The organism is Bradyrhizobium cenepequi (genome assembly GCF_020329485.1).
Classification (GTDB): Bacteria; Pseudomonadota; Alphaproteobacteria; order Rhizobiales; family Xanthobacteraceae; genus Bradyrhizobium; species Bradyrhizobium cenepequi.
Window position 1 is genome coordinate 96,514 of the sequence record NZ_JAGKJI010000002.1, and the last position, 22,547, is coordinate 119,060.

Consider the following 22,547-nt stretch of genomic DNA (forward strand, 5'->3'; position numbering starts at 1 on the left):
CGCATCCTTTACGTCGCTGGCTGCACGGCGCCGGACCCGATTTCGTCGGCGGCGTTCTGGCCGGCGCGGGTGCCGGTCTGCCAGATCGCGGTCTTGCGCTCGATCCACTTGATCAAGGCATTGAAGGCGATCGCCATGAACAGCACCAGCAGCACGCCGGCGAAGACATGCGGGCTGTCCAGGATGGTGCGGTAGCGCGAGATCAGATAGCCGATGCCGGCGGACGAGATCAGCATCTCCGACACCACCACGCCGACGATCACGAGCGCGCCGCCGACGCGCAGGCCCGACAGCACGGTCGGGATCGCAGCCGGGATGATGACACGGACGAGGCGCTGGCTCAGCGTTGCGCCCATGCTGCGCGCGGCGAGCAAAAGCTGCGGGTCTATGGTCTGGATCCCCGCTGCGGTCGCGAGCATCGTCGGCAGGAAGCCGTAGATCGAGGCGAACGCGATCTTGGATTCCGTGCCGATGCCGAGCCACACCGTGAACACGGGATAGAGGATCACGAGCGGCACCGCATAGAGGCACGAGACCATTGGCATGATCAGGACGCGCGGCCGTGGCAGGCTGCCGACGATGGCGCCGAGCAGGATGCCGCCGCCGCAGGCGAACGCCATCGAGATCGCGACCTCATAGAGAGTCACGGCCAGCGCGTGGCCATATTCCGGCGCCTCGTTCCATCCCGCTTTGAGTGTCGATGACAGCGACGGCAGGAACAGCTCCGGAATGAGGCCGGTGCGCGGCAGGATCTCCCACAGTGCGATCAGGCCGATCACGATCAGATGCCGTAGCGTTTTCGCGGTCATTCAAACCTCACGCCGACTTGCGGATGTGGCGCCAGATGCGGTCGCGCAGCTTGCCGAAGGCATCGCCGCTCAGCATCTCATAGGTGCGCGGCCGCGGCAGCGGCACCTGCAGATGGTCGACGATGCGGCCGGGCCGGGCCGACATCACGATCACCTCGTCGGCGAGGTAGACGGCTTCGGTCAGGCTGTGGGTCACAAACACGACGGTCTTGCCGGTCGCGGACCAGATGCGCAGCAATTCGTCGCCCATGGTCATGCGGGTCTGCTCGTCGAGCGCGGCGAACGGCTCGTCCATCAAGAGCACCGGTGGATCCTGCACCAGGCCGCGCGCGATCGAGACGCGCTGCTTCATGCCGCCGGACAGCTCATGCGGATGGCGCTTGCCGAAGCCGTCGAGCCCGACCAGCTTCAGCGCCTCCTGCGCCTTGGCGCGGCGTTCGCTCTTGGCGACACCGCGCAGCGCGAGCGGAAACTCGACATTCTCCTCCGCGGTCAGCCAGGGGAACAGGCTGGCTTCCTGGAACACCACGCCGACGCGGTCCGGGTCGGGCTTGGGGATTGGCGCGCCGTTGATCGTGATGGTGCCGGTGGTCTGCTGGCGCAGGCCGGCCATCATCATCAAAAGCGTCGACTTGCCGCAGCCGCTTGGGCCGACCAGCACGACGAAGCGGCCCGGCTTGATCTCGAGCGAGACGTCTTCGAGCGCGACCAGGTCCTGCGTCGAGGTCTTGAAGACCTGGCCTACATTCTTGACCTCGATCGCGCCGGCGCGTTGCGGAGGTTTGAGCTGCGTCACGTTCGCCAATAGCTGCATCGCGTTTCCACCCATCTGATCAGTTCGTTGAAGGTCATCGCGATCGCCGCGACCATCACCACGCCTGCCAGTAGCTGCTTCATCTGAAAATTCTCGCCCCAGGTCGCGATCTGGTGGCCGATGCCATCGCGCGAGGCGTACATCTCGGCGAGGATCACGCCGGTAAGGTTGAAGATCATGGAGATCCGTAAGGCCTCAAGCAGCACCGGCAGCATGCTCGGCAGATAGACGCGGAATGCAGTCTGCACGGGCGTTGCGCCATAGGAGCGGGCAACCGTCAAATGCTCCACCTTCACCGATTCCACCGCCGTCGTGGTCGACATGATCACGATGAAGATGGTCGAGAAGAAGCCGAACCCGACCTTCTGCGAGAAGCCGACACCGAACACCAGGATGAACATCGGCAGGAAGATCGATTTCGGAATGCTGAAGGCGAAGAACAGCAGCGGTTTTGCCACTTCCGCAAAGTAGCGGTTTTCCGCGATCAGGAACCCGATCAGCGCGCCGAAGGGGACCGCGAGCGCGAACGCGGCCAGCACTTCGGTCGCGGTCACCATCAGATCCTTGCGCACGGCGGCGCGCTGCAGAAGATCACCAAGCGTCACCAGCGTATCGGATGCCGACGGCAGCAGCCGCGGATTGACGATGCCGGTGCGCGACAGCAATTCCCACAGCGCAAAGACCGCGATCATGATCGCGGTCCGCGCCAGCTTTATGGCAAGATTGCCTTGCATCTCAGAACTTCGTCGGAACCGGCTTGAACTTGGTGGAGATGATCTCCTCCACCGGCACGATGTCCTTGAGCCCGCCGAGCTTGGCGAGATCGAGCGAAAGCTGCACGGCGGCGGGCACGTTCGCGGCACCCATGTTGCCGTCGGTCTCCAGCTTCAGGATCGTGTTCTCATATTCCAGCGCGGCGATCTCGGCCGGCATCTCGTAAAGCTCGGAGATCAGCTTCACCGTGGTGTCGCGGTTGGCGCGCATGAACTGCAGCGCGCCGTAGAGCGCGTTGACGGCCTTCTGTACCACCTCTGGCTTGGCGTCGGCATATTTGTCGAGCACGATCCAGCCGGCGCTCAGATTCGGCGGCACCTCCTTGGCATAGTCGAGGATGGTGCGTGCCTCGTCCGATTTCGCAATCTGGAAGCTGAGCGGCGAATAGACCACGGCGGCATCGACGTTGCCCGCGAGCAGGTTCGGCACCAGGCCGCCACCGCCGACCGGCACGCGGGTGAATTCGAGCTTTTTGTCCTGCGCGGTCCACAGCGCGAGCAGGTCGGAGCCGGAGCCGGCCGAGGTGATCGCGACCTTCTTGCCGTTCAAATCCTTCACCTCGAGCGTCGACTTGACCGGCACCATCAATTGCCAGCCGAAGCTGCCCATCGCGGCGTTGGCAACGAGCTTCGACATCACGCCCTTCTTGCGCCCGGCCGACACCAGGGACGGCGGGTCGAGGATGATGTCGGCAGCACCCGCCGCCATCGCCTCGAAGGTCTCGGCGCCGCCGCGATAGATGGTCAGTTCGGCGTTGATGCCTTCCTTTTCGAACAGCTTCTGGCGGACGGCGGTTTCCGCGATCGTCGTCGGCCAATAGGTCTTGGTCGGTAGTCCGACGCGAATCGTCTCCGCCGCGGATGCGGCGACAGGCGCGGCGAGCACGGTGGCGGCGACGAGCGACGCCAGGGCATGGCGGCGGGAAATAGGCATGGTTCTGTTTCCTCCAGGATCATTGTTGTTTTCCGGGACTGTCTCCCGGCCTTCAGTTCGTGCCGCTCACCTCCGAGATTCGGGGCGCGGCGAGCTCGACGAATCCCATGGTAATCGTGAAGTGCTTGGACAGTGCGATGACAGCGGCATCCGCGTCGCGCCTGCGTACGGCTTCGACGATCGCGGCGTGCTCGGCTTCGACATCGCGCGGCTTGCCGACCTCGCGCCGGATCGACAGCCGGCGATAGCGTTCGCTCTGCTCGTGCAATTCGTCACGAAAGCCGAGCAGCCATCGCGAGCCGCAGGCATTGACGAGCGCGCGATGAAAGACGCGGTGGCGCACCACCCACTCCTCATAGTGCACGCCCGGCTGATCGGGATAGCGATAGGGCACCGCCTTGAGGGCCTCCCAGGCGGCCTCGACGGCCGCGAGCCAGGCCGCGTCGCCGCGTTCGATCGAACGCCGCAGCGCCAAACCCTCGATATCGATCCGCGTCTGCGTGACGTCGGCGAGATCGGCCAGCGAGACCGGGCTGACGCGAAAGCCGCGCTGGTCGGAGGCCTGCACCAAGCCATCCGCCACCAGTCGCGACAACGCCTCGCGCACCGCGGCGAGGCTGACGGAGAACTGTTTTGCCAGACCCGCGATATGGAGCTTCTGACCGGGTAACAGCCGGGTCGAAAGGATATCCGCGCGCAGCCGCTCCTGCACTGCAGACGTCAGGCTTCGCGGCCGCTCGCCGCCAAATCCCTCACTAAAACTCAACCCGATGTCGTTCATGGCGGCGGAGATTGACGAGGCCGACCGTTGCCGTCAATCGAAAATCGATTTTTTCTACTCTCAAGTTCCGCGGTGCGACGACGTGCCTTGCAACGGCAACGCGCGGCTAGTGCTTGGTATTGCAGATACCACTTCGCAGTCGCAAAAAGTCAGACCGCTTCCAACTAAGCTGCGTGGATCGAGCGTTGCTTCTTGTCGAGCAGGGCGGGGATCTGCTCGGCCGGAACCGGCCGGCCGATGAAATAGCCCTGGGCTTCGTCGCAATTGGTTTGGCGCAAATATTCCAGCTGGTCGGCCGTTTCCACCCCTTCCGCCACCACGCCGATGCGCAGCTCCTGTGCAAGCCCGATCACGGATTTGACGATCGCGGCGCAGTCGGGCTGCACCAGCACGTCGCGAATGAAGGATTGGTCGATCTTGATGCGGCTGAAAGGCAGCTTGCGCAGGTAAGTCAGCGACGAGAAGCCGGTGCCGAAATCGTCGAGCGCAACGGTCACCCCCAGATCCAGCAGCGAGTTCAGGATCGACAAGGCTGATCCGTACTTTGCGATCAGCATCGATTCGGTGATCTCGATCTCGAGGCGATCGGGTCGCGCGCCGGCTTGCGTAAGCGCCTGCACGATCGTCTGCAGGATGCCCGCATTGTTGAATTGCATCGCGGAGAAATTCACGGCCACGCGGATATCGTCGGGCCATTCCGCAAGCGTCAGGCAGGCGCGGCGGACCACCCATTCGCCGATCTGGTGGATCAGCCCGGTCTCTTCGGCGATCGGGATGAAGTCGCTCGGCGAAACCAGCCCACGCTCGGGATGCCGCCAGCGCAGCAGCGCTTCGAAGCCGGTGATGCGGTTTTCGCCGACATCGATGAATGGCTGATACACCAGGAACAACTCGTTCCGCTCGATCGCTCCTTCCAGATCCCGCTGCAGCGCCAGGCGATCGCGCGCCGACTTGTCGTCGCCAGGTTCGAAGAAGCAGATCGTGCCGGGCCCCGCCTTCTTGGCGCGATACAGCGCGATATCGACATGTTTCATGAGCTCGTGAGGCGTATTGCCGTCGCGCGGCGCCAGCACGATGCCGACGCTGGTCGCTCCGACCGCTTCGCGTCCATCGATCACGAACGGATCGGCGAAGGAGCCAACGAAGCATTCGGCGATCTCGAAGGCTTCTTTCGGCCTGGTCAGATTGGTCATGATGAGCGCGAACTCGTCGCCACCGATGCGCGCGACATGCTCGGTCGCGCGGGTGCAGCGCTGCAGTCGCGCAGCCGTCTGGACCAGGAACTCGTCGCCCGCGGGATGGCCGAACTGGTCGTTCACTTCCTTGAAGCGGTCGAGATCGAGCAACAGCACCGCAAACTCCTCACCGGTGCGTGCCAGCCGGCCAAGCGCGGCCTCCAGGGTTTCGTTGAAGGCGATGCGATTGGGCAGCCCCGTCAGCGGATCCCGCCGCACCGTCCGCTCCGCCTCGAGCTGGCTGATGATGCGGCGTGTGAATTCGAAGGAGTTGACGAACACGGCGCGCAGCAGCACGAAACCATAGATCGCGAGCAGGATCGCAACCAGCAGGTAGGCAAAATCGCCAATCCCGAACAGGCAGATCGTGGAGCCGAGAAAGATCGGGGCGGTGAAGGCAATGGTGGCGATCGGGATGGTGGCGAAGGCGAGCGCGCCGCCCGCGAGCATTCCAGCGCAAAGGCACGTGATCACCAACTGGCCGCCGTTGGACGCATTGGCAAAGAACGCCACCGGAACGATCGCCCACGCGGACCCCAGCACGAGTGCGTTGAACACCAATCGATGCATGGTGCGGCGAGAGACGAACTGCGGCTTTGCTATGCGTCGCGACGAGCGTGACTGCCATCCGAGCCATGTCGCGCCGCCGGCCACAGTCGCGGTCCAGATGACGGCACGAAGCCAGTCGGGCGAATGCCAGAGCGCGACCGCAAGGATGATCGCGTTGCAGGCATTGGCCAACATGAAGCCGACCGCATGGCCGAGCACAAGCGACACCTGCTCGGCGCGAATGTAGCCGGCGACCGTCTCGTCCGTTGCCGGTCCGCCGAATGCGGCCAGATCACCGGCGAACAGCTTTGAGAGATATGAGCTCAGATACGTCCGCATCCCTCGCCCTGCAGGCTTGGCCCCAAGTTGGCCCCAAGGCGGGCGCCGATTGTGGAACCTCGCCGCAAAGCTTTGACAAACTATGAATTATCGGGCGGGCGGAGATCGCAACAAGGCGTTGTGATGGCCCCGTTCGCATGCATTGCTAACAAATCGATACAAATGCGCCTGCCAGCAATGGGGCGTGGTGATGACGACCGAGTGGCCAACTGAGCGTCATAGTCAGGCTCCTCGGGCCCAGGCGCATGACGATAAATCTTTTCAAATTGTGGCTTTGTCTGTACGACCACAGAAAACAACTGGGGGAAACAAAATGAACAATAACAACGACAGCCTGGAATTCGATTACGTCATCGTGGGTGCCGGCTCCGCCGGTTGCGTGCTCGCCAATCGCTTGAGCGCCGATGGCAAGAATTCGGTGCTGCTGCTCGAGGCGGGGCCCAAGGATACCAACATCTGGATCCACGTGCCACTCGGCTATGGCAAGCTGTTCAAGGAAAAGACCGTCAATTGGATGTACCAGACCGAGCCCGAGCCGGAACTGCACGGGCGGCAGGTATTTCAGCCGCGCGGAAAGGTGCTGGGCGGTTCGAGCTCGATCAACGGTCTGCTCTATGTGCGCGGCCAGCACGAGGATTACGACCGCTGGCGCCAGCGCGGTAACGCTGGCTGGGGTTATGACGACGTGCTGCCCTATTTCAAGCGGGCGGAAGACCAGCAGCGCGGCGCGGACAATTATCACGGGACGGGCGGTCCGCTGCCGGTGTCGGACTGGCGGCATCTCGATCCGCTGTCGGAGGCCTTCGTGAAGGCGGCGGCCGAGGTCGGCATTCCCACCAACCCTGATTTCAATGGTGCGAAGCAGGAAGGCGCCGGTTTCTTCCAGACCACGACGCGACGCGGCCGCCGCGCCAGCAGCGCATTCTCCTATCTGCGTTCGGCGATGAAGCGCAGCCATCTGCATGTCGAGACCTCGGCGCTGGCGCAGCGCATCGTCTTCGAAGGCCGCCGCGCTCGTGCGGTCGAATTCAAGCAGGAGGGACGTGTTCGCACGGCGCGTGCGCGGCGCGAGATCGTCCTCTCAAGCGGCGCCTACAACTCACCGCAATTGCTGCAGCTCTCCGGGGTCGGACCGGCGGAACTGTTGAAGAAGCATGGGATCGAGGTCGTGCTCGATCAGCCCGGCGTCGGCAATGATCTGCAGGATCATCTCCAGGTGCGGCTGATCACGCGCTGCCTGCAGCGCGTCACGCTCAACGACGTCGTCAATCACCCGCTGCGCCGATTCTGGGCCGGCGCGTATTATGCGGCCTTACGGCGCGGACCGCTGACGATCGCCGGCGGCACTTCCGGCGCGTTCTTCAAGACCGATCCGCGACTGGCGACGCCGGACATCCAGATCCACTTCATCCCGTTCTCGACCGACAAGATGGGCGAGAACCTGCACACCTTCTCGGGCTTCACCGCCTCCGTCTGCCAGCTCCGCCCCGAAAGCCGCGGCTCGCTCCGCATCAAGAGCGCGGACGCTTCCGTGCCTCCGGAGATCCGCATCAATTATTTTTCTACTGAGACCGACCGCCGCGCCTTCATCGACGGCATCCGCATCCTGCGCAAGATCCTCGCGGCACCGGCGCTGAAGGCCTATTGCGCGGAAGAGATCGAGCCGGGCCCGAAGACGATGAGCGACGAGGACCTGCTCGATTTCTGCCGCCGCACCGGCTCAACCGTCTATCACCCGACCTCGACCTGCCGGATGGGCAATGATGCGTCAGCCGTCGTCGACCAGCGGCTCAAGGTGCGCGGCATCGAAGGTCTGCGCGTGGTCGATGCCTCGATCATGCCCGATCTGATGTCGGGCAATACCAATGCGCCGACGATCATGATCGCGGAGAAGGCGTCCGATATGATCTTGGAGGATGCGCGCTAGCTGGTGCGCTGACGCGTCCATAAACACCGCTGTCATCATCCGCGAAGGCGGACGATCCAGTAAGCGCTAGCCTCTCGGTTCCGATGAGTGCCGGTGGTTACTGGATGCGCCTTCGCGGGGCATGACGGTCAGGATTTGAACGCCCGCACCCGCTGCACCATCTGTTCGACATGGGCGATCGGCGTCTCTGGCTGGATGCCATGGCCGAGATTGAAGATCAGCCGGCCCTTTCCGTAATTCGCCAGCACATCATCGACTGCGCGATCGAGCGCGTCGCCTCCGGTGATCAGCGCGAGCGGATCGAGATTGCCCTGCACCGCGACGCGGCTCTGCACGCGCTCGCGGATCATCGCAGGCTCCGCAGTCCAGTCGATGCTGACGGCGTTCACGCCGGTTGCTTCCACATAGGAGGGAAGCATGCCGGCAGCGCCACGGGGAAAGCCGATGATCTTGGCGTCCGGCGCCTCTTTGCGCACGCCCTCGACGATGCGGCGCGCCGGCTCGATCGACCAGCGCTCGAATTCGCGCGGCGGCAACACGCCGGCCCAGGTGTCGAACAACTGCAGGCAGTCGGCACCGGCTTTCAACTGACCGACGAGATAGTGAATCGAATTCTCCACCAGCACATCGATGATGGCGGCGAATGCCTCCGGATGCCGATAGGCCATCATCCGCGCCGGCGCCTGATCGGGTGTGCCCTGGCCCGCGACCATATAGGTCGCGACCGTCCACGGCGCGCCGCAGAAGCCGATCAGCGCGATTTTGTCGTCAAGCTCGCGCCGCACGCGACGCAACGCTTCATAGACCGGCTCGAGCTTCGCAAAGTCCGCCTGCGCGGCAAGCGTCTTCACTTTTTCCGGCGTATCGAGCGGATCGAGCCGCGGCCCCTCGCCGGCCTCGAACCGCACCGAGCGTCCGAGCGCATAGGGAATGACGAGGATGTCGGAGAAGATGATGGCTGCATCGAAGTTGAAGCGGCGGATCGGCTGCAGCGTGACTTCGGCGGCATAGTCCGGCGTGAAGCACAAGTCGAGGAAGCTGCCGGCCTTGGCCCGCAATTCGCGATATTCGGGCAGATAGCGGCCGGCCTGCCGCATCATCCAGATCGGCGGGATCGGCTGGCGCTTGCCGGCAAGCACATCAAGGAGCGGCTTGGATGAATCCTGGGACAAGAAAGGTTCCTACTGGGATCGACTGACATTTGATGCTCCTGATACACGGCGCGCCGCTTCCGGCCAAGGCTGATCTGGAACCGCCGTGCCGCGGGCGGCGTTGGTTTGGCGTAAATGGAGGGAGCCATGGCTGAGAAATTCAATCCGGCGCCGCACGATAAGCATGCCGACGACCCGCGCGAGGCGCTCGCCGCCGACCGCGAGACCCATGAGAAGCTCGAAGCCGGCCTGGAGCACACCTTCCCGGCTTCCGACCCCGTGAGCGTCGCACAGCCCTCGCCGACCAAGGACAAGGGTGAGCAGGAAGACCCATCGCTTTGGGAAAAGGTGAAAGCGGTGTTCCGCTGACTCTGCGGTCCTCGCGAAAGCGAGGACCCATAACCACAGGATTTGGTATTGAGCTCGGAACTAAGTCCCGAGCTTTTTTTGAACACCGGTGGTTATGGGTCCCGGCTCAAGGCCGGGACGACGGCGATCCTTCAATAATGCGGCGGCCGCTCGTTGATCGGGGCGGCCGCATTGCTCTCGGCTTCCTGCAACCTCTCGCGCAATTCCTCCATCTGCCGCGTCAGCGCATCGATCTGCTTCCATTGCGCGGTGATGGTCTCGTTCAGCGTCTCGATCGTATCGTCCTGATAGGCGATCCGCATCTCCAGCGCATCGATGCGCTCGGCAAGTATCTTCGCATCACTCATCGGCGTTTGCTTCCTGGCGCTCGCGCAAACCGTGGCCGAGCGCGACCCGTTCGTCGAATACGAAACATTCGCCGCGCCAGCGGCTCACTTGCTCCGGCATCTCCTCGAGATATTTGAGGATGCCGCCCTTGAGGTGGTAGACCTCGCCGAAGCCGCGTGCGAGCAAAAAGCTGCTCGCCTTCTCGCAACGGATGCCGCCGGTGCAGAACATCGCGATCTTTTTGTGTCTTGCCGGATCAAGTTCATGCGCGGCAAATTCCTTGAACTGCCCGAAACTCCTGATGCCGGGATCGAGCGCACCCTCGAACGTGCCCATGGCGACCTCGAAGGCGTTGCGGGTGTCGATCACAAGCGTGTCGGGATCGGCGATCAGCGCGTTCCACTCGGCCGGATCGACATAGATCCCGACTTGCCGCGTCGGATCGACGGATGCATCGCCGAGCGTGACGATCTCCTTCTTCAGCCGCACCTTCAGCCGCTGGAACGGCATCGCGGCGGCTTCGGAGAATTTCAGCTCCAGCCTGTCGAGCCGGCCACCGAACAGCGCGCCGTGCTGCAGCTCCACGACAAAGTCGTTGATCGCCTCGGCGGGTCCGGCGATCGTGCCATTGACGCCCTCGCTCGCCAGCAGGATGCTGCCCTTCAACCCAGGACCCGCGCAGATTGTGCGCAAGGGGTCCCGCAGCTCCCGGTATTCGGGCAGGCTGGCGAATTGGTAAAAGGCGGCGATTTTCAGCGGCATGACGCGGGTTTATCAGGCGGCTGCGCCAGCGAAAACCCTTTGGGGAGGCGGATTTCCCGGTGCAACGCAGCTCTGGCATGCCAGCCATTGCCGACAACGACACGAATATGCCATGTAGCTCCCGCCCCGCCGGGAACTCCATGAAGCAGAACAACCAAGCGAGCTACCTTTAATGAGAAACTTCTAATGAGAAACTTCCATTTTGCTGGCCGCTCCACGGTCCACTCCCTGAACGGAATGGTGGCGACGTCGCACCCGCAGGCTGCGCTGGTGGCGGTCGATGTGATGCGCGAGGGCGGCACGGCAGTGGACGCGGCGATCGCCGCGTCAGCGCTGCTCGCGGTGATCGAGCCGCAATCGACCGGTATCGGCGGCGACTGCTTTGCGCTGGTGCAGCCGCGAGGCGAGGGCAAGATCACGGCCTATAACGGCTCGGGCCGCGCGCCGATGGCAGCGACCTGCGAATGGTATCTCGAGCGCAAGATCCATTCGGTGCCGCTCACCTCGGCGCATGCCGTGAGCATTCCCGGCGCCGTCGACGCCTGGCAGACGCTCCTCAACGACCACGGCAGGTTCGGCCTCGACAAGTTGCTGCAACCGGCGATCAAGGCCGCGGAAGAGGGCTATATCGTCGCGCCCCGCATCGCCTTCGACTGGAAGAACCAATTCGAGAAACTGAAGAACGGCACCAACACCGAGCGCTATCTGCTGCCGCACGGCAAGCCCGCCGTCGCCGGCGACGTGATCCGCCAGCCCGAGCTCGGCAAGACGCTGCGCGCGATCGCGAAAGATGGTCCGAAGGCTTTCTACACCGGTGAGATTGCCGAGGACATGGTCGAGACGCTGCGCGGCATCGGCGGCCTGCACACGCTGGACGATTTTGCTGACCATTCGACCGATGTCACCGCGCCGATCGGCACCATCTACAAGGGCCATGACGTCTGGCAGTGCCCGCCGAATGGCCCGGGCATCACCATGCTGGTGATGCTCAACATCCTCTCGCGCTTCGATCTGACAAAGTTCCCCGCGCTCAGCGTCGAGCGCTTCCATCTCGAGGCGGAAGCCGCGCGCATCGCGTACATGATGCGCGAGCAGCACATCGCCGACCCCCAGCACGTTCATGTCGACGTCGCCGGCATCCTGGCCAAGGAATTCGCCGACGAATACATCAAGGACATCCGGATGGACCGGCTGCTCGAGCTGCCCAACGTCGCGCCGCCGATGAATCCATCCACGGTCTACATCACCGTGGTCGACAAGGACCGCAACGTCTGCTCCTTCATCAACTCGATCGCGCACTCCTTCGGCTCGGCGATCGTCTCCAACAAGACCGGCATCCTCCTGCAGAACCGCGCCGGCGGCTTCCGCATCCAGCCGGGCCATCCCAACTGCATCGCGCCGGGCAAGCGTCCCTTGCATACGATCATCCCAAGCCTTGCGACGAAGAATGGCCGTGCCATCATGCCGTTCGGCGTGATGGGCGGGCAGTATCAGCCGGTCGGCCAGACCCATGTGCTGACCAACATCCTCGACTATGGCTGCGACGTGCAGGAAGCGATCGATATGCCGCGCGGCCTGCATTACGAAGGCGTCTACCAGCTCGAGGACAGCGTGCCGGCCGCGATCGTCGAAGGTTTGAAGAAGATCGGGCACAAGACCACCAGCGTGGTTGCGCCGCTCGGCGGCGGGCAGGCGATCTGGATCGATTGGGACAAGGGCACGCTGACTGGCGGTTCCGATCCGCGCAAGGATGGCTGCGTGCTCGGTTATTGATCGCCTCTTCGCAATCCTGGAACCGGCGCGACCTCACAGCGCTGTGCTTTGTCATCTCCGGAACAACGCCTCACTGCCTTTGTTAGGGCGGTGAGGCGCAGGCGTGCGCCGCATTTCGTTCGCAGCGGAGGCCGTCATGGATGACAAGACAAATCCGCAATCACCTTCCTCCTTCAATCGGCGTTCGTTCCTTGCGGGAGCTGCCGGTGGCGCGATGTTTCCGCTGGCGGCACGCGCGGCCGGACCGACGACAACCACGATCCCTTCGACGCAGGATCCCACGCTTCCCGTCCCCGTGACGCTGCGCGTCAACGGCCACGACAACTCCCTCAACATCGACGCGCGCACCACCGTGCTCGACGCGCTGCGCGAGCATATCGGGCTGACCGGCAGCAAGAAGGGCTGCGACCACGGCCAGTGCGGCGCCTGCACCGTGCTGATCGAGGGCCGTCGCGTGCTGTCGTGCCTGACGCTCGCGCTGTCGGCGCAGGATCACGAGATCACCACGATCGAAGGTCTTTCCAACGGCGTGCGGCTGCATCCGATGCAGCAGGCCTTCATCGACCAGGATGCCTTCCAGTGCGGCTACTGCACGCCAGGCCAGATCATGTCTGCGATCGCCTGCGTGAAGGAGGGCCATGCCAACAGCGACGAGGACATCCGCGAATATATGAGCGGCAACATCTGCCGCTGCGCCGCCTATCCGAACATCGTGGCTGCGGTGAAGCAGGCCGCGCCCGAAATCCTCTCCGGCTAGCAAGGAGCGGACCATGCGATCCTTTGCCTATCAAAGAGCCGCCGATCCCGCCGCGGCAATCCAGGCGCTCGCTGCGGCAAGCGCCGGCAACAATCCGCTGACCGAAGCTGAAATCCAGCCGCTCGCCGGCGGCACCACGCTGCTCGACTTGATGAAGCTCGACGTGATGCGCCCGCGCGCGATCGTCGACATCAATCCGCTGTCGCCGGCCTGGGCTACCGTCAGTCTCGAAAATGGCAATCTACGCCTCGGCGCGATGGCGCGGATGGCCGACGTCGCGGCCAATCCAGAGATCCAGCAGAACTATCCCGTCGTCGCCGACTCGCTGAAGTTTGCCGCGAGCGCGCAACTTCGCAACATGGCGACCCTCGGCGGCAACGTGCTGCAGCGGACCCGCTGCACCTATTTCCGCGACATCAGCTACGAGGCCTGCAACAAGCGCAATCCCGGCTCCGGCTGCGCCGCGATGGACGGCTTCAACCGTACGCACGCGGTGCTCGGCACCTCTGACAAGTGTATCGCGACCTATCCCGGCGATTTCGCGCAAGCCCTGATCGCGCTCGATGCGAGCGTCGACATCACCGGCAGGGCGGGCACGCGGACCATTCCCTTCGCAGAGCTGCACAAGGCGCCGGGCGACACGCCGCAGCTCGAGACCACGCTTGCGCCGGGTGAACTGATCTCCGGCTTCACCATCCGGGGCCGTTGGCCGCGCTCGGCTTATCTCAAGGTACGTGACCGCCAATCCTACGAGTTCGCACTCGCATCGGCTGCGATTGCACTCGATGTGGAGGACGGCACGGTACGGGATGCGCGTGTCGCGCTTGGCGGTGTCGCAACGCTGCCGTGGCGGGCGCGTGGCGCCGAAGCGGAGCTCAAGGGCCAGAAGTTCGATGATGCCCTGGCCGAGCGCGTGGCTGAGATCGCTTTCGAAGGCGCGTCCGCGCGCAGCCACAATGAATTCAAGATCGCGCTCGGCAAGCGCGTCGTCGCCCGCGCGCTGCATCAGGCCGTGACCATGGAGATCTGACCATGACGACAGCCGCTCCCGCTCCCAAGGCCAATATGGGCCAGCCAATCCCGCGCTATGACGCCGTCGCTAAGGTGACGGGGAGGGCGCAATATGCCTCGGACATGCCGCTCCGCGATCCGGCCTATGCCTATCTCGTCACCAGTGCGATCGCGAAGGGCCGCATCGACAGCTTCGATCTATCGGAAGCGCAGAAGGTGCGCGGTGTCGTCGACATCGTGACGCATGAGAATGCGGAGCGGCTTGAGCCCGCAAAGTTCTTCAGCGATGGCGGCTATGCATCTACGACCAATCAGCCGCTGCGAACCGCCGAGATCGCCGAGGAGGGCCAGATCATCGCGGTCGTGCTCGCGGACACGTATGAGGCGGCTCGCGAGGCCGCGCATCGGGTCAAGGTGAGCTACACGGCGGCAACGCCGACCACGAGCTTTCATTCGGCCGGCACGATAGCGGCTCGCGCCAAGGGCCAGGTTAAGAGGTTCAAGGACGACCCCAAGGTCGGCGATTTCAACACGGCGTTCGAGGAGGCGGAGGTGAAGATCACCGCCGAGTACGAAACGCCGCCGCAGCACCATAACCCGATGGAGCTGTTCACCACGAGCGTCGCATGGAATGGCGACAGCCTGACCATCTACGAACCGAGCCAGTTCGTCTACGGCTTGAAGAACGGCGTTGCCACGCAGCTTGGGATCGATCCTGACCAGGTGCGTGTGATCAATCCTTATGTCGGCGGCGCCTTCGGCTCCAAGGGCTCGATGACACCGCGCACCGCGATCATCGCCAGTATTTCCCGCCGATTGCGCCGGCCTGTGAAGCTCGTCGCCACCCGCGACCAGGGTTTCAACGTATCGACCTATCGCGCTGAGACGCGCCATCGCGTCGACCTCGGCGCACGCCGCGACGGCAAGCTCACCGCGCTGAGGCACGAGGGATGGGAAATCTCCTCGCGCGCGGACGCCTACTGCGTCGGCGGCACCAGGACCACGACGCGGATGTACGACTGCCCCAATGTCGACAGCGCGGTATGGATCGTGCGCGCCGACCGCAACACCCCCGGCTTTATGCGCTCGCCGCCGGAAGTGCCCTATATGTTCGCGCTGGAAAGCGCGATGGATGAATTGGCGCATCAGTTGAAGATGGATCCGATCGAGCTGCGGCGAGTCAATGACACCACCCGGGAGCCGATCGGCGGCAAGCCCTACACGTCGCGCTCGTTGATGGCCTGTTTCGATGAGGGTGCCAAGGCGTTCGGCTGGGCTCAGCGCAACCGTCAGCCGAGATCGATGTCTGACGGCGACTGGCTGATCGGCTATGGCTGCGCTACCACCTGCTATCCGACCCAGATGGCGCCGGCCGCGGCCCGCGTTCGGCTGCGGCATGATGGTCGCGCGCGCGTCGAGATTGCCGGTCACGAGCTCGGCACCGGCGCCTACACCGTCATCGCGCAGGCGGCCGCTACGAGGCTCGACGTTCCCGTCGAGAAGGTCACAGTCGTGATCGGCGACAGCGATCTGCCGCCCGCGCCGGTGGCCGGCGGCTCGAATTCGACCGCGAGCACCTGCTCGACTGTGATGATGGTGTGCGACCAGGTCAGGCAGCGGCTGTTCAAGGCGCTGATGCCGAACGAAAGCCTTTCCGACAAGGCCAAGGAGACTGTCGGCGTCGGCCAGACGCCATCAGGCAGGGCCGCGCGCAGCGACCAGCCGCTCGATCGCGAGAAGGCTTTCGATGCGCTCGGCGTCAACGTCATCGAGGAGTATGGCGAGTGGAAGCCAGAGGGCGCGCCGCAGGATTCGTTCCGCGCGATGCATAGCGGCCTGGTGCGCATTGTCGGTGGTCCCGACTTCAGCGGCAGGATCGCCTATGCCTTTGGCGCCGACTTCGTCGAAGTGCGCGTCAACCGCTTCACGCATGAGGTCCGGGTGCCGCGCGTGCTCGGCGCCTTTGCCGCCGGCCACATCATGAACCCGCGTACCGCGCGCAGCCAGTTGATGGGCGGCCTGATCTGGGGCGTGGCCTCGGCGCTGCATGAGGCGACCGAGCTCGACGAGCGCTATGCGCGCTACGTCAACGACAATCTCGCCGATTATCTCGTCCCGGTGAACGCAGATATTCCTCAGGTCGACGTGATCCTGCTGTCGGAGGACGACGCGCACATCAATCCGGCCGGCGTAAAGGGGCTCGGCGAGCTCGGCAATGTCGGCACCAATGCGGCCCTGAGCAACGCGATCTTCCATGCCACCGGTCAGCGCATCAGGACATTGCCGGTGCGATTGGAGAAGATCGAAGCATAGCGTTCTGAAAAAGCGCTAGGGAAATCGCCTGCCTTGCGCTAGAGACGTCCCCGTCCTAGCTAATAAGGTAGTTGCGATGCGCTCCACACGACGCACCATCGTCAAGATCATCGCTGCCGTCGTGGCCGCGATCTCCATTCCTGCCATGTCGAAAATGGCATCGGCCCAACCAGCAGGAAAAACCGTGACGACACCTTCAGGATTGCAAATCACCGACAGCGTGGTCGGCACTGGTCCTTCTCCGAAACCCGGGCAGATCTGCGTCATGCATTACACCGGCTGGCTTTACGAGAACGGCCAGAAGGGCAAGAAATTCGACTCGTCGGTGGATCGCAACGAGCCATTCGAATTTCCGATCGGCCAGCGCAAGGTGATCACCGGCTGGGACGAGGGCGTCGCCACGATGAAGGTCGGCGGCAAGCGCACCCTCATCATCCCGCCCAATCTCGGCTATGGCGCGCGCGGCGCCGGCGGCGTGATCCCGCCGAATGCGACGCTGATGTTCGACGTCGAATTGTTGGCCGTGAAGTAGGACCCGGTTCTCTCTTCGTCATGGCCGGGCAAGTCCGGCCATGACGGTAAGGCGAACGCTGTTCCAACTGGCGGGTAGTCACGGTTTTCGGTAGCGTTCGCTACGAGATTTTTTTTTGGAAGACAGCGGAGATCACCGCCATGCACGAGCACTCCCATTCCCACGATCACGACGAACGCTGGAAGCACGACGGCGTCCGCATCATTCCCGGCAACCAGCTCGATCCGAACGTGCCGTCGACGGCGGGCATGGACCGTAAGGCCGCAATCAACTTTGCCCGCGTCGGCGCGCAAAAACTTTGGGCGGGCACCGTGACCATCAAGCCGGACGCCAAGACCGGCGCGCACCATCACGGTCACCTCGAAAGCATCATCTATGTCGTGAAGGGCAAGGCGCGCATGCGCTGGGGCGAGCATCTGCAATTCACGGCCGAAGCCGGCCCCGGCGATTTCATCTTCGTGCCACCCTATGTGCCGCACCAGGAGATCAACGCCAGCCCGGACGAAGTGCTCGAATGCGTGCTGGTCCGCAGCGACGGCGAGGCGGTCGCGATCAATCTCGACATCGAGCCGGTAGAGAAACCGGAGACGGTGCTGTGGGTCGATCCCGTGCACCGCGATCCCGCGGAGAAGAAATAAGGTCGTTCCGTCCCCGCGTCGAATACGCAGCAGGTTCCGGTCCTTCCTCGTCCACGCGAAGGGGCCGGCGCGCTCGGCACCGGCCCCAGCCTCCGGCGGTCGGAGGTCTTGTCAGGTGAACAAGAAGTCGCTCGCGTGGAGTTGACTGGGCAAGACGTGCTCCAGCGTGAGGGTGGTCGAGGCGTCGACCTCGATCACCGTGTCGTGGCCGGCCCGATGCGCCGCCGCCATCACGTCTTGGAAACTATTGAACACGCTGTGGTCGAAGGAGATCGCATCCTGGTGGGTGAAATCGGACACGCGATCATGTCCGAAGTCGCCGTTGAAGACGAAGGTATCGTGTCCGGCGCTGCCCCACATGATGTCGTTGCCGGCACCACCGTTCAGCACGTCGCTGCCGTCGCCGCCCTTGAGATAATCATTGCCATTGCCGCCCAGCAGCATGTCCTTTCCTTTGCCTCCCCACACATGATCGTTGCCGTCGCCGGCGGCGATCGTGTCGGCGCCATCGCGGCCGTTGATGGTGTCATTGCCTGTCGTGCCCGCGAGCCAATCCTTCTTGCCGGTACCATTGATCGTCTTGCCTGGCTCGGCGACATTGGTTACCGCAACGCTGATCGCCTGTTCGGAGACGGCGCCTTGTGCATCGGTCGCTGCCACCAGGACCTCGTAGACGTTGTCACCATCGCTGTCCTTTGACGTTTCGAAATCGGGCATTTTCAAGAAGCTGAGTGCGCCGGTATGCGGGTCGATTGCAAACAAATCTCGGTCGCTGCCGCCCGTAACCGAGAACACGAACGCGTCGTTCTCAGGATCGGTCGCCGTCACAGTCTCGACGAATCTAAGATTCTCCGCGACCGACACCGACGATGGAGACGAGAAGACCGGCGCATCGTCGAGCAGGGTAATGGCCGCATTCACCGTGGCTGCAGCAGTCAGGCCGCTGCCGTCGGCGAGACTGACCGTAAAGCCTGCCGTGGTCGATTCGCTGCCGTCCTGGTGAAAGCTGACCTGGCCGGCCTCGAGCTGGACCTGGCTAAAACTTGCGGCCGCCACGCCATCCACGAGCACCTGGCCGTGGCTGGTCGCCGTCACCTTATAGTTCAGCGCGGCGCCTGAGCTGTCGGGATCGGCTTCGGTCAGGTCGGCGGTCGTCAGCACGACCGAGCCGCCCTCGTTGAGAGCGATCGCCAGATCGCCCGCGGTGTGTGGCGCATCGTTCGGATTGCCGTAGGTCGTGCCGATCAGCGCGGCGAGCGCGTCGTAAGTGTCGCTGTCGCGAACCGCGAAGCTTCCATCAATCGGGCTGACCGTGATCTTGCCGGCATTGAACGCGTCGCCCTCCGAATGCGGATCCGAGCCGGACACCGGCGCGCCATACGAGTAATGTGCAAAATTATCGTTGCCGAGCACGCTGAGGTTCGCATCGGTGCCCGCATCGATATTCGTGAAGGCGAAGTCGCCAACAGTGGCGCCCACCGGCACGTTGATGCTCAGACCGGTGCCTTCAGGCAGCAGTGACGGAGATGCGCCTTGCGTCAGTTGCAGGTTCGCGATCAGGCTGGTCAGGAAGTTGGCGCTCGTCGCCAGATCGGCGGCTGCGCCGCTTGCCGACGTGAGCGCGATGCTCGGAACGCCGTAGTTGAACAAGGCGGTTACCGCTCCGGCAAGGGTAGCCGAGTGGTTTGCATTTTCGATGCCGACGGCGTTGCCCTGGTCGGCGCCGACCACGATCAGGTCCGGCCTCGCTCCATTGAACAGACCTTCCGGATCGAGCGCGAGCGCGACCAGACTTGCCGGAGTGCCATTATCGGTTGAATAGCTTTGTGCGTCGTATTGTGTGACTGTAATCGGATCAAGGAACAAGGCGGAACCAACACCGCTTTGATCGGACGCCGGCGCAAGCACGGTGACGTTGTATCCGGCGGCCAGTAGTGAATCACGAGTTGCCGTGATTCCGGGGGAGCCATAGCCGTCTTCGTCGATCAGCACGATATTCAGAGGGGTTGGCGCGTCCGCCGGCGTGGTGAGCGTCGAACCGAGCCGTACTGCCAGCGTGTCGCGGACAGCCTCGGTCGCCCCCCAATTGCCGTCGATCGGCGAAATGGTGATGTGATTGGTCAGGAATTGCGAAGCTTCGGAGGTAGGGCTGCCGGAGGGCGAGGTGTTCGGCACGAACCCTTCGGCGAATGTACCGGGCGAGGTCTCAGCGTAGGGGAACGCGGCGCTCGATTCCGGCGTGATCGTCGTAATCGTGACGCCGGCCAGCGACGGATCGCCGGGAACATTGATTGTCAGCCCTTCGCCGGGCGGGAGAAGCGGCTGGCCTGGAGTCTGCTCCTGCTGCAGCTCCTGCAGGAAGTTGACCATGAAATTCGCGGAGTTGGCAAAGCCGGTGTCATAGCTGCCATTGAACGATGCGGTCGAAACCGCAATCGCGGGTACGCCTTCGAAAAGAGCCTGAACCGCACCATTCACCGTGCCGGAAATATTTTCGCTTTGCCCGATATTGTCGCCTCGGTTGGTTCCCGAAATGACGAGGTCGGGAGCCTCGCCAGCAAAGAGATCGTTGAGCGCTGTCAGCGTCGACGTCGCCGGCTTGCCGTCGACAAAATAGTTCCCGGGCGAGAATTCCGTGATGTCGATCGGGTTATCAAGCGCCGCCGCGCCGCCGAGCGAACTGCCTTGTGCGCTCTGGTTGACTGCGGGAGCCACGATGTGAACATTGAATCCAGCAGCCACGAGCGCGTTGTAAAGCGTGGTAATGCCGGGCGCGTTGTAGCCGTCATCGTTGGTAAGGATAATGTTCAGGGAACCTGACGCCATTTCGTCCTCCACGTTGTTGATGATTGGAGCAGCCGATCGCGATCTCCGCACTGACCGTCGCTGCTAGCGACTAAGAGACAGCTGCGGAGAGCGAAAGTTGGCCCGGCGCCGTTACATGGAAATGACGCGCAAGTGACGAAGCGCTAACCCTCTGGAATGCTTCCAATATGCAAAGGATTTAGTTGCGCGAATTGAGCCTCGCGAAGCGAGGACCGGGAATCTCGCGCCGCAATTTCTGTCATTGCGAGGCGCAACGACGAAGCAATCCATGCCTCCGCAAGGGCGACATGGATTGCTTCGCTTGCGCTCGCAATGACGGTGGGATTTACGCAAACACGCGGTGATCGATGTTCCCGTTCGGCACCACATAGCCGTACCGCGTATTCGACGGCTCCGGCCCGGTCTTCTCGTACTCGGCTTTCATCATCGCGAAGCGGTCGCCTTTCAGTTCCAGCATGGCGCGCTTGGGCTGGATGTTGTAGAGCCGGGCATTATTGTCGCCGAATATGGCGCGCTTCACCGGGCCATCTGCAGGACCAAGCGGCGCATAACCGAATTTCTTCTGCATCGTCTCGGGAATTTCGAGCCTCCGCAAGCCCTCGATCTGCCATTGCGGCGCGCCGGTCCAGAGTGCGTCCGTGCCCCAGCAGACGTGGTCGACACCGAGCCCCTTGATCAGCGTGCCCATCAGCGCGGCGCAGACATTCGGCTCCGCCACCAGCGTGGTGGCAAACAATTGCCCGACATCGCCATAGACATTGTTGACGCCATACTGCGCGGGAATGTCGGCGAGGTCGCTTGTCCAGGCGATGCGCCCGGTGCGCTCGAACTCGGCGAGCGCCACCTTGGGGTCGCCGCCGACGTGGCGATAGGCGGAGTGATAGATCACGAAGTTGAGCTGCGGCCAATCCTTCGCAGCTTGCCCGACATCGGCGACGTCGGCGAAGCCGCGCAGGTTCGGATATTGCTTCTCGATGCCCGGCGGGAACAATCCCTTGTGCACGCAGACATTCTTGATGCCTGCCTTCACCATCTTCTCGTAGCCCTTGTAGGTGACCTTCTCGTCGTCCATCCGCCAGGGATAGCGGCTGATCTCCTTGTGCGTGTTGTCGCCGATCGTGTAGCCCTTGCAGGACTCCGGCTCCAGCGCCAGCGCCGCATCGAGCTTGTCGAGCCAACCGGGCTGGCTAGGGGTGAAGATCGCGTGACAGAACACCCGCCGCGTGCCGGCCTCGTCGTTGATCTTCTTGCGCGCGTCCGCCATCTGCTCGTTGGTCAGGAACCAGTCCTGCTCGATGTCTGATGGCGCCGATGAGATCAGCGCGATCTTGGTGTCAGAGTCGAGAAACATCTCCTTCTTGTAGTTGTTGAACTTCAGATCCTCGATGGTCTGCTCGTGCTCGCTGAGCTGCTTGTTCCAGCCGGCCTTGCCGACCGCCTTGCGCATCTCGACAAAGCCCATGATGCGGGTGTCGTCGCGCAGGAAATGCGTGTGCATGTCCATGATGAACTGGTCTTTCAGCGAATCCGCGCGCTCTTGCGCCAGCGCCGGCGTCGCGGCTTCGGCCTTGCTCACCTCGAACAGCGGTCCATAGACCTCATTCATCGCCACGAACGAGGCCGCCATGCCGGCCGCGGTCTGGAAGAATCTGCGGCGGTCCATGCCTTGCTTGGCCCCGAGCTCGTCGGCCATTGTGAGCAGCCGCGCCTCGACCTCGCGCTGCCGTTCGTTCTGCGGATCGGGATAGAACTCGTCGCTGGAGACGATCTGCGTCGGGATCGGTGTCGGATATCGGCAAAGTTCCGACGGCATCAAGGCTGCAAGTTCTTCTTCGGTGAGATTGCTGCTCATGAATTGCTCCCTGCATTGCGCCGGGTTTTGTCCGGTCTCGCCGTGGCGCAGACTAGGCTCAGTCTTGCCGAGCGT

At 63.2% G+C, this 22,547-nt stretch carries 19 protein-coding genes; 8 read left to right on the plus strand and 11 right to left on the minus strand.

What is annotated here, in order from left to right:
* Positions 1-8: 8 nt before the first annotated feature.
* From J6497_RS03815 to J6497_RS03840, 6 genes are all read right to left on the minus strand, one after another.
* Complete coding sequence (locus tag J6497_RS03815; protein ID WP_225702895.1) at positions 9-809, minus strand: ABC transporter permease; 801 nt, start codon at positions 807-809, stop codon at positions 9-11.
* A gap of 7 nt (positions 810-816) precedes the next feature.
* Positions 817-1,623, minus strand: coding sequence for an ABC transporter ATP-binding protein (locus J6497_RS03820; protein ID WP_225702896.1), 807 nt, complete (start codon positions 1,621-1,623; stop codon positions 817-819).
* On the minus strand, positions 1,602-2,357 hold the full coding sequence (locus tag J6497_RS03825; protein WP_225702897.1) for an ABC transporter permease: 756 nt from the start codon (positions 2,355-2,357) through the stop codon (positions 1,602-1,604). Before J6497_RS03825 ends, J6497_RS03820 begins: the two co-directional genes overlap by 22 nt.
* A 1-nt stretch (position 2,358) precedes the next feature.
* Positions 2,359-3,330 carry an ABC transporter substrate-binding protein gene (locus J6497_RS03830; RefSeq protein WP_225702898.1) on the minus strand — a complete coding sequence of 324 codons (972 nt, stop codon included), beginning with the start codon at positions 3,328-3,330 and terminating at the stop codon, positions 2,359-2,361.
* Between the two features lie 52 nt (positions 3,331-3,382).
* Positions 3,383-4,111 carry a GntR family transcriptional regulator gene (locus J6497_RS03835; protein ID WP_225702899.1) on the minus strand — a complete coding sequence of 243 codons (729 nt, stop codon included), beginning with the start codon at positions 4,109-4,111 and terminating at the stop codon, positions 3,383-3,385.
* 164 nt (positions 4,112-4,275) lie between these two features.
* Entirely contained in the window at positions 4,276-6,234 is a 1,959-nt protein-coding gene (locus J6497_RS03840) for a putative bifunctional diguanylate cyclase/phosphodiesterase (RefSeq protein WP_225702900.1), read from the minus strand.
* 313 nt (positions 6,235-6,547) lie between these two features.
* Here J6497_RS03840 and J6497_RS03845 point away from each other — a divergent pair, with 313 nt between their 5' ends.
* Complete coding sequence (locus J6497_RS03845) at positions 6,548-8,161, plus strand: GMC family oxidoreductase (RefSeq protein WP_225702901.1); 1,614 nt, start codon at positions 6,548-6,550, stop codon at positions 8,159-8,161.
* 128 nt (positions 8,162-8,289) lie between these two features.
* Here the strand turns inward: J6497_RS03845 and hemE are convergent, their stop codons facing one another.
* On the minus strand, positions 8,290-9,261 hold the full coding sequence (gene hemE, locus J6497_RS03850; protein ID WP_376708165.1) for a uroporphyrinogen decarboxylase: 972 nt from the start codon (positions 9,259-9,261) through the stop codon (positions 8,290-8,292).
* A 198-nt stretch (positions 9,262-9,459) separates the two neighbouring features.
* Here hemE and J6497_RS03855 point away from each other — a divergent pair, with 198 nt between their 5' ends.
* Entirely contained in the window at positions 9,460-9,681 is a 222-nt protein-coding gene (locus J6497_RS03855) for a hypothetical protein (RefSeq protein WP_225702903.1), read from the plus strand.
* Positions 9,682-9,812: 131 nt separating this feature from the next.
* Here the strand turns inward: J6497_RS03855 and J6497_RS03860 are convergent, their stop codons facing one another.
* Together J6497_RS03860 and trhO are read right to left on the minus strand one after the other, a co-directional pair.
* A complete protein-coding gene (locus tag J6497_RS03860) occupies positions 9,813-10,028 on the minus strand; it encodes a SlyX family protein (protein ID WP_225702904.1) in 216 nt (71 codons plus the stop codon).
* Positions 10,021-10,770 (minus strand): oxygen-dependent tRNA uridine(34) hydroxylase TrhO, encoded by a 750-nt coding sequence (gene trhO, locus J6497_RS03865; protein WP_225702905.1) that lies wholly within the window; start codon positions 10,768-10,770, stop codon positions 10,021-10,023. Before trhO ends, J6497_RS03860 begins: the two co-directional genes overlap by 8 nt.
* 186 nt (positions 10,771-10,956) lie before the next feature.
* Between trhO and ggt the strand changes: the two genes are divergently transcribed.
* The 6 genes from ggt to J6497_RS03895 all read left to right on the plus strand — a co-directional run bounded on the left by ggt (position 10,957) and on the right by J6497_RS03895 (position 17,794).
* On the plus strand, positions 10,957-12,543 hold the full coding sequence (gene ggt / locus J6497_RS03870) for a gamma-glutamyltransferase (protein ID WP_225702906.1): 1,587 nt from the start codon (positions 10,957-10,959) through the stop codon (positions 12,541-12,543).
* Positions 12,544-12,679: 136 nt separating this feature from the next.
* Positions 12,680-13,300, plus strand: a complete 621-nt coding sequence (locus J6497_RS03875) for a (2Fe-2S)-binding protein (RefSeq protein WP_225702907.1) — start codon at positions 12,680-12,682, stop codon at positions 13,298-13,300.
* A 13-nt stretch (positions 13,301-13,313) separates the two neighbouring features.
* Positions 13,314-14,330, plus strand: coding sequence for an FAD binding domain-containing protein (locus J6497_RS03880; protein WP_225702908.1), 1,017 nt, complete (start codon positions 13,314-13,316; stop codon positions 14,328-14,330).
* A gap of 2 nt (positions 14,331-14,332) precedes the next feature.
* On the plus strand, positions 14,333-16,624 hold the full coding sequence (locus J6497_RS03885; RefSeq protein ID WP_225702909.1) for a xanthine dehydrogenase family protein molybdopterin-binding subunit: 2,292 nt from the start codon (positions 14,333-14,335) through the stop codon (positions 16,622-16,624).
* Positions 16,625-16,700: 76 nt separating this feature from the next.
* Positions 16,701-17,156, plus strand: a complete 456-nt coding sequence (locus J6497_RS03890) for an FKBP-type peptidyl-prolyl cis-trans isomerase (RefSeq protein ID WP_225702910.1) — start codon at positions 16,701-16,703, stop codon at positions 17,154-17,156.
* Positions 17,157-17,296: 140 nt separating this feature from the next.
* Positions 17,297-17,794, plus strand: coding sequence for a cupin domain-containing protein (locus tag J6497_RS03895; protein WP_225702911.1), 498 nt, complete (start codon positions 17,297-17,299; stop codon positions 17,792-17,794).
* A 111-nt stretch (positions 17,795-17,905) separates the two neighbouring features.
* Here the strand turns inward: J6497_RS03895 and J6497_RS03900 are convergent, their stop codons facing one another.
* Complete coding sequence (locus J6497_RS03900; protein WP_225702912.1) at positions 17,906-20,620, minus strand: 5'/3'-nucleotidase SurE; 2,715 nt, start codon at positions 20,618-20,620, stop codon at positions 17,906-17,908.
* Between the two features lie 325 nt (positions 20,621-20,945).
* Complete coding sequence (locus tag J6497_RS03905; RefSeq protein WP_225702913.1) at positions 20,946-22,472, minus strand: amidohydrolase family protein; 1,527 nt, start codon at positions 22,470-22,472, stop codon at positions 20,946-20,948.
* Between the last annotated feature and the right edge of the window lie 75 nt (positions 22,473-22,547).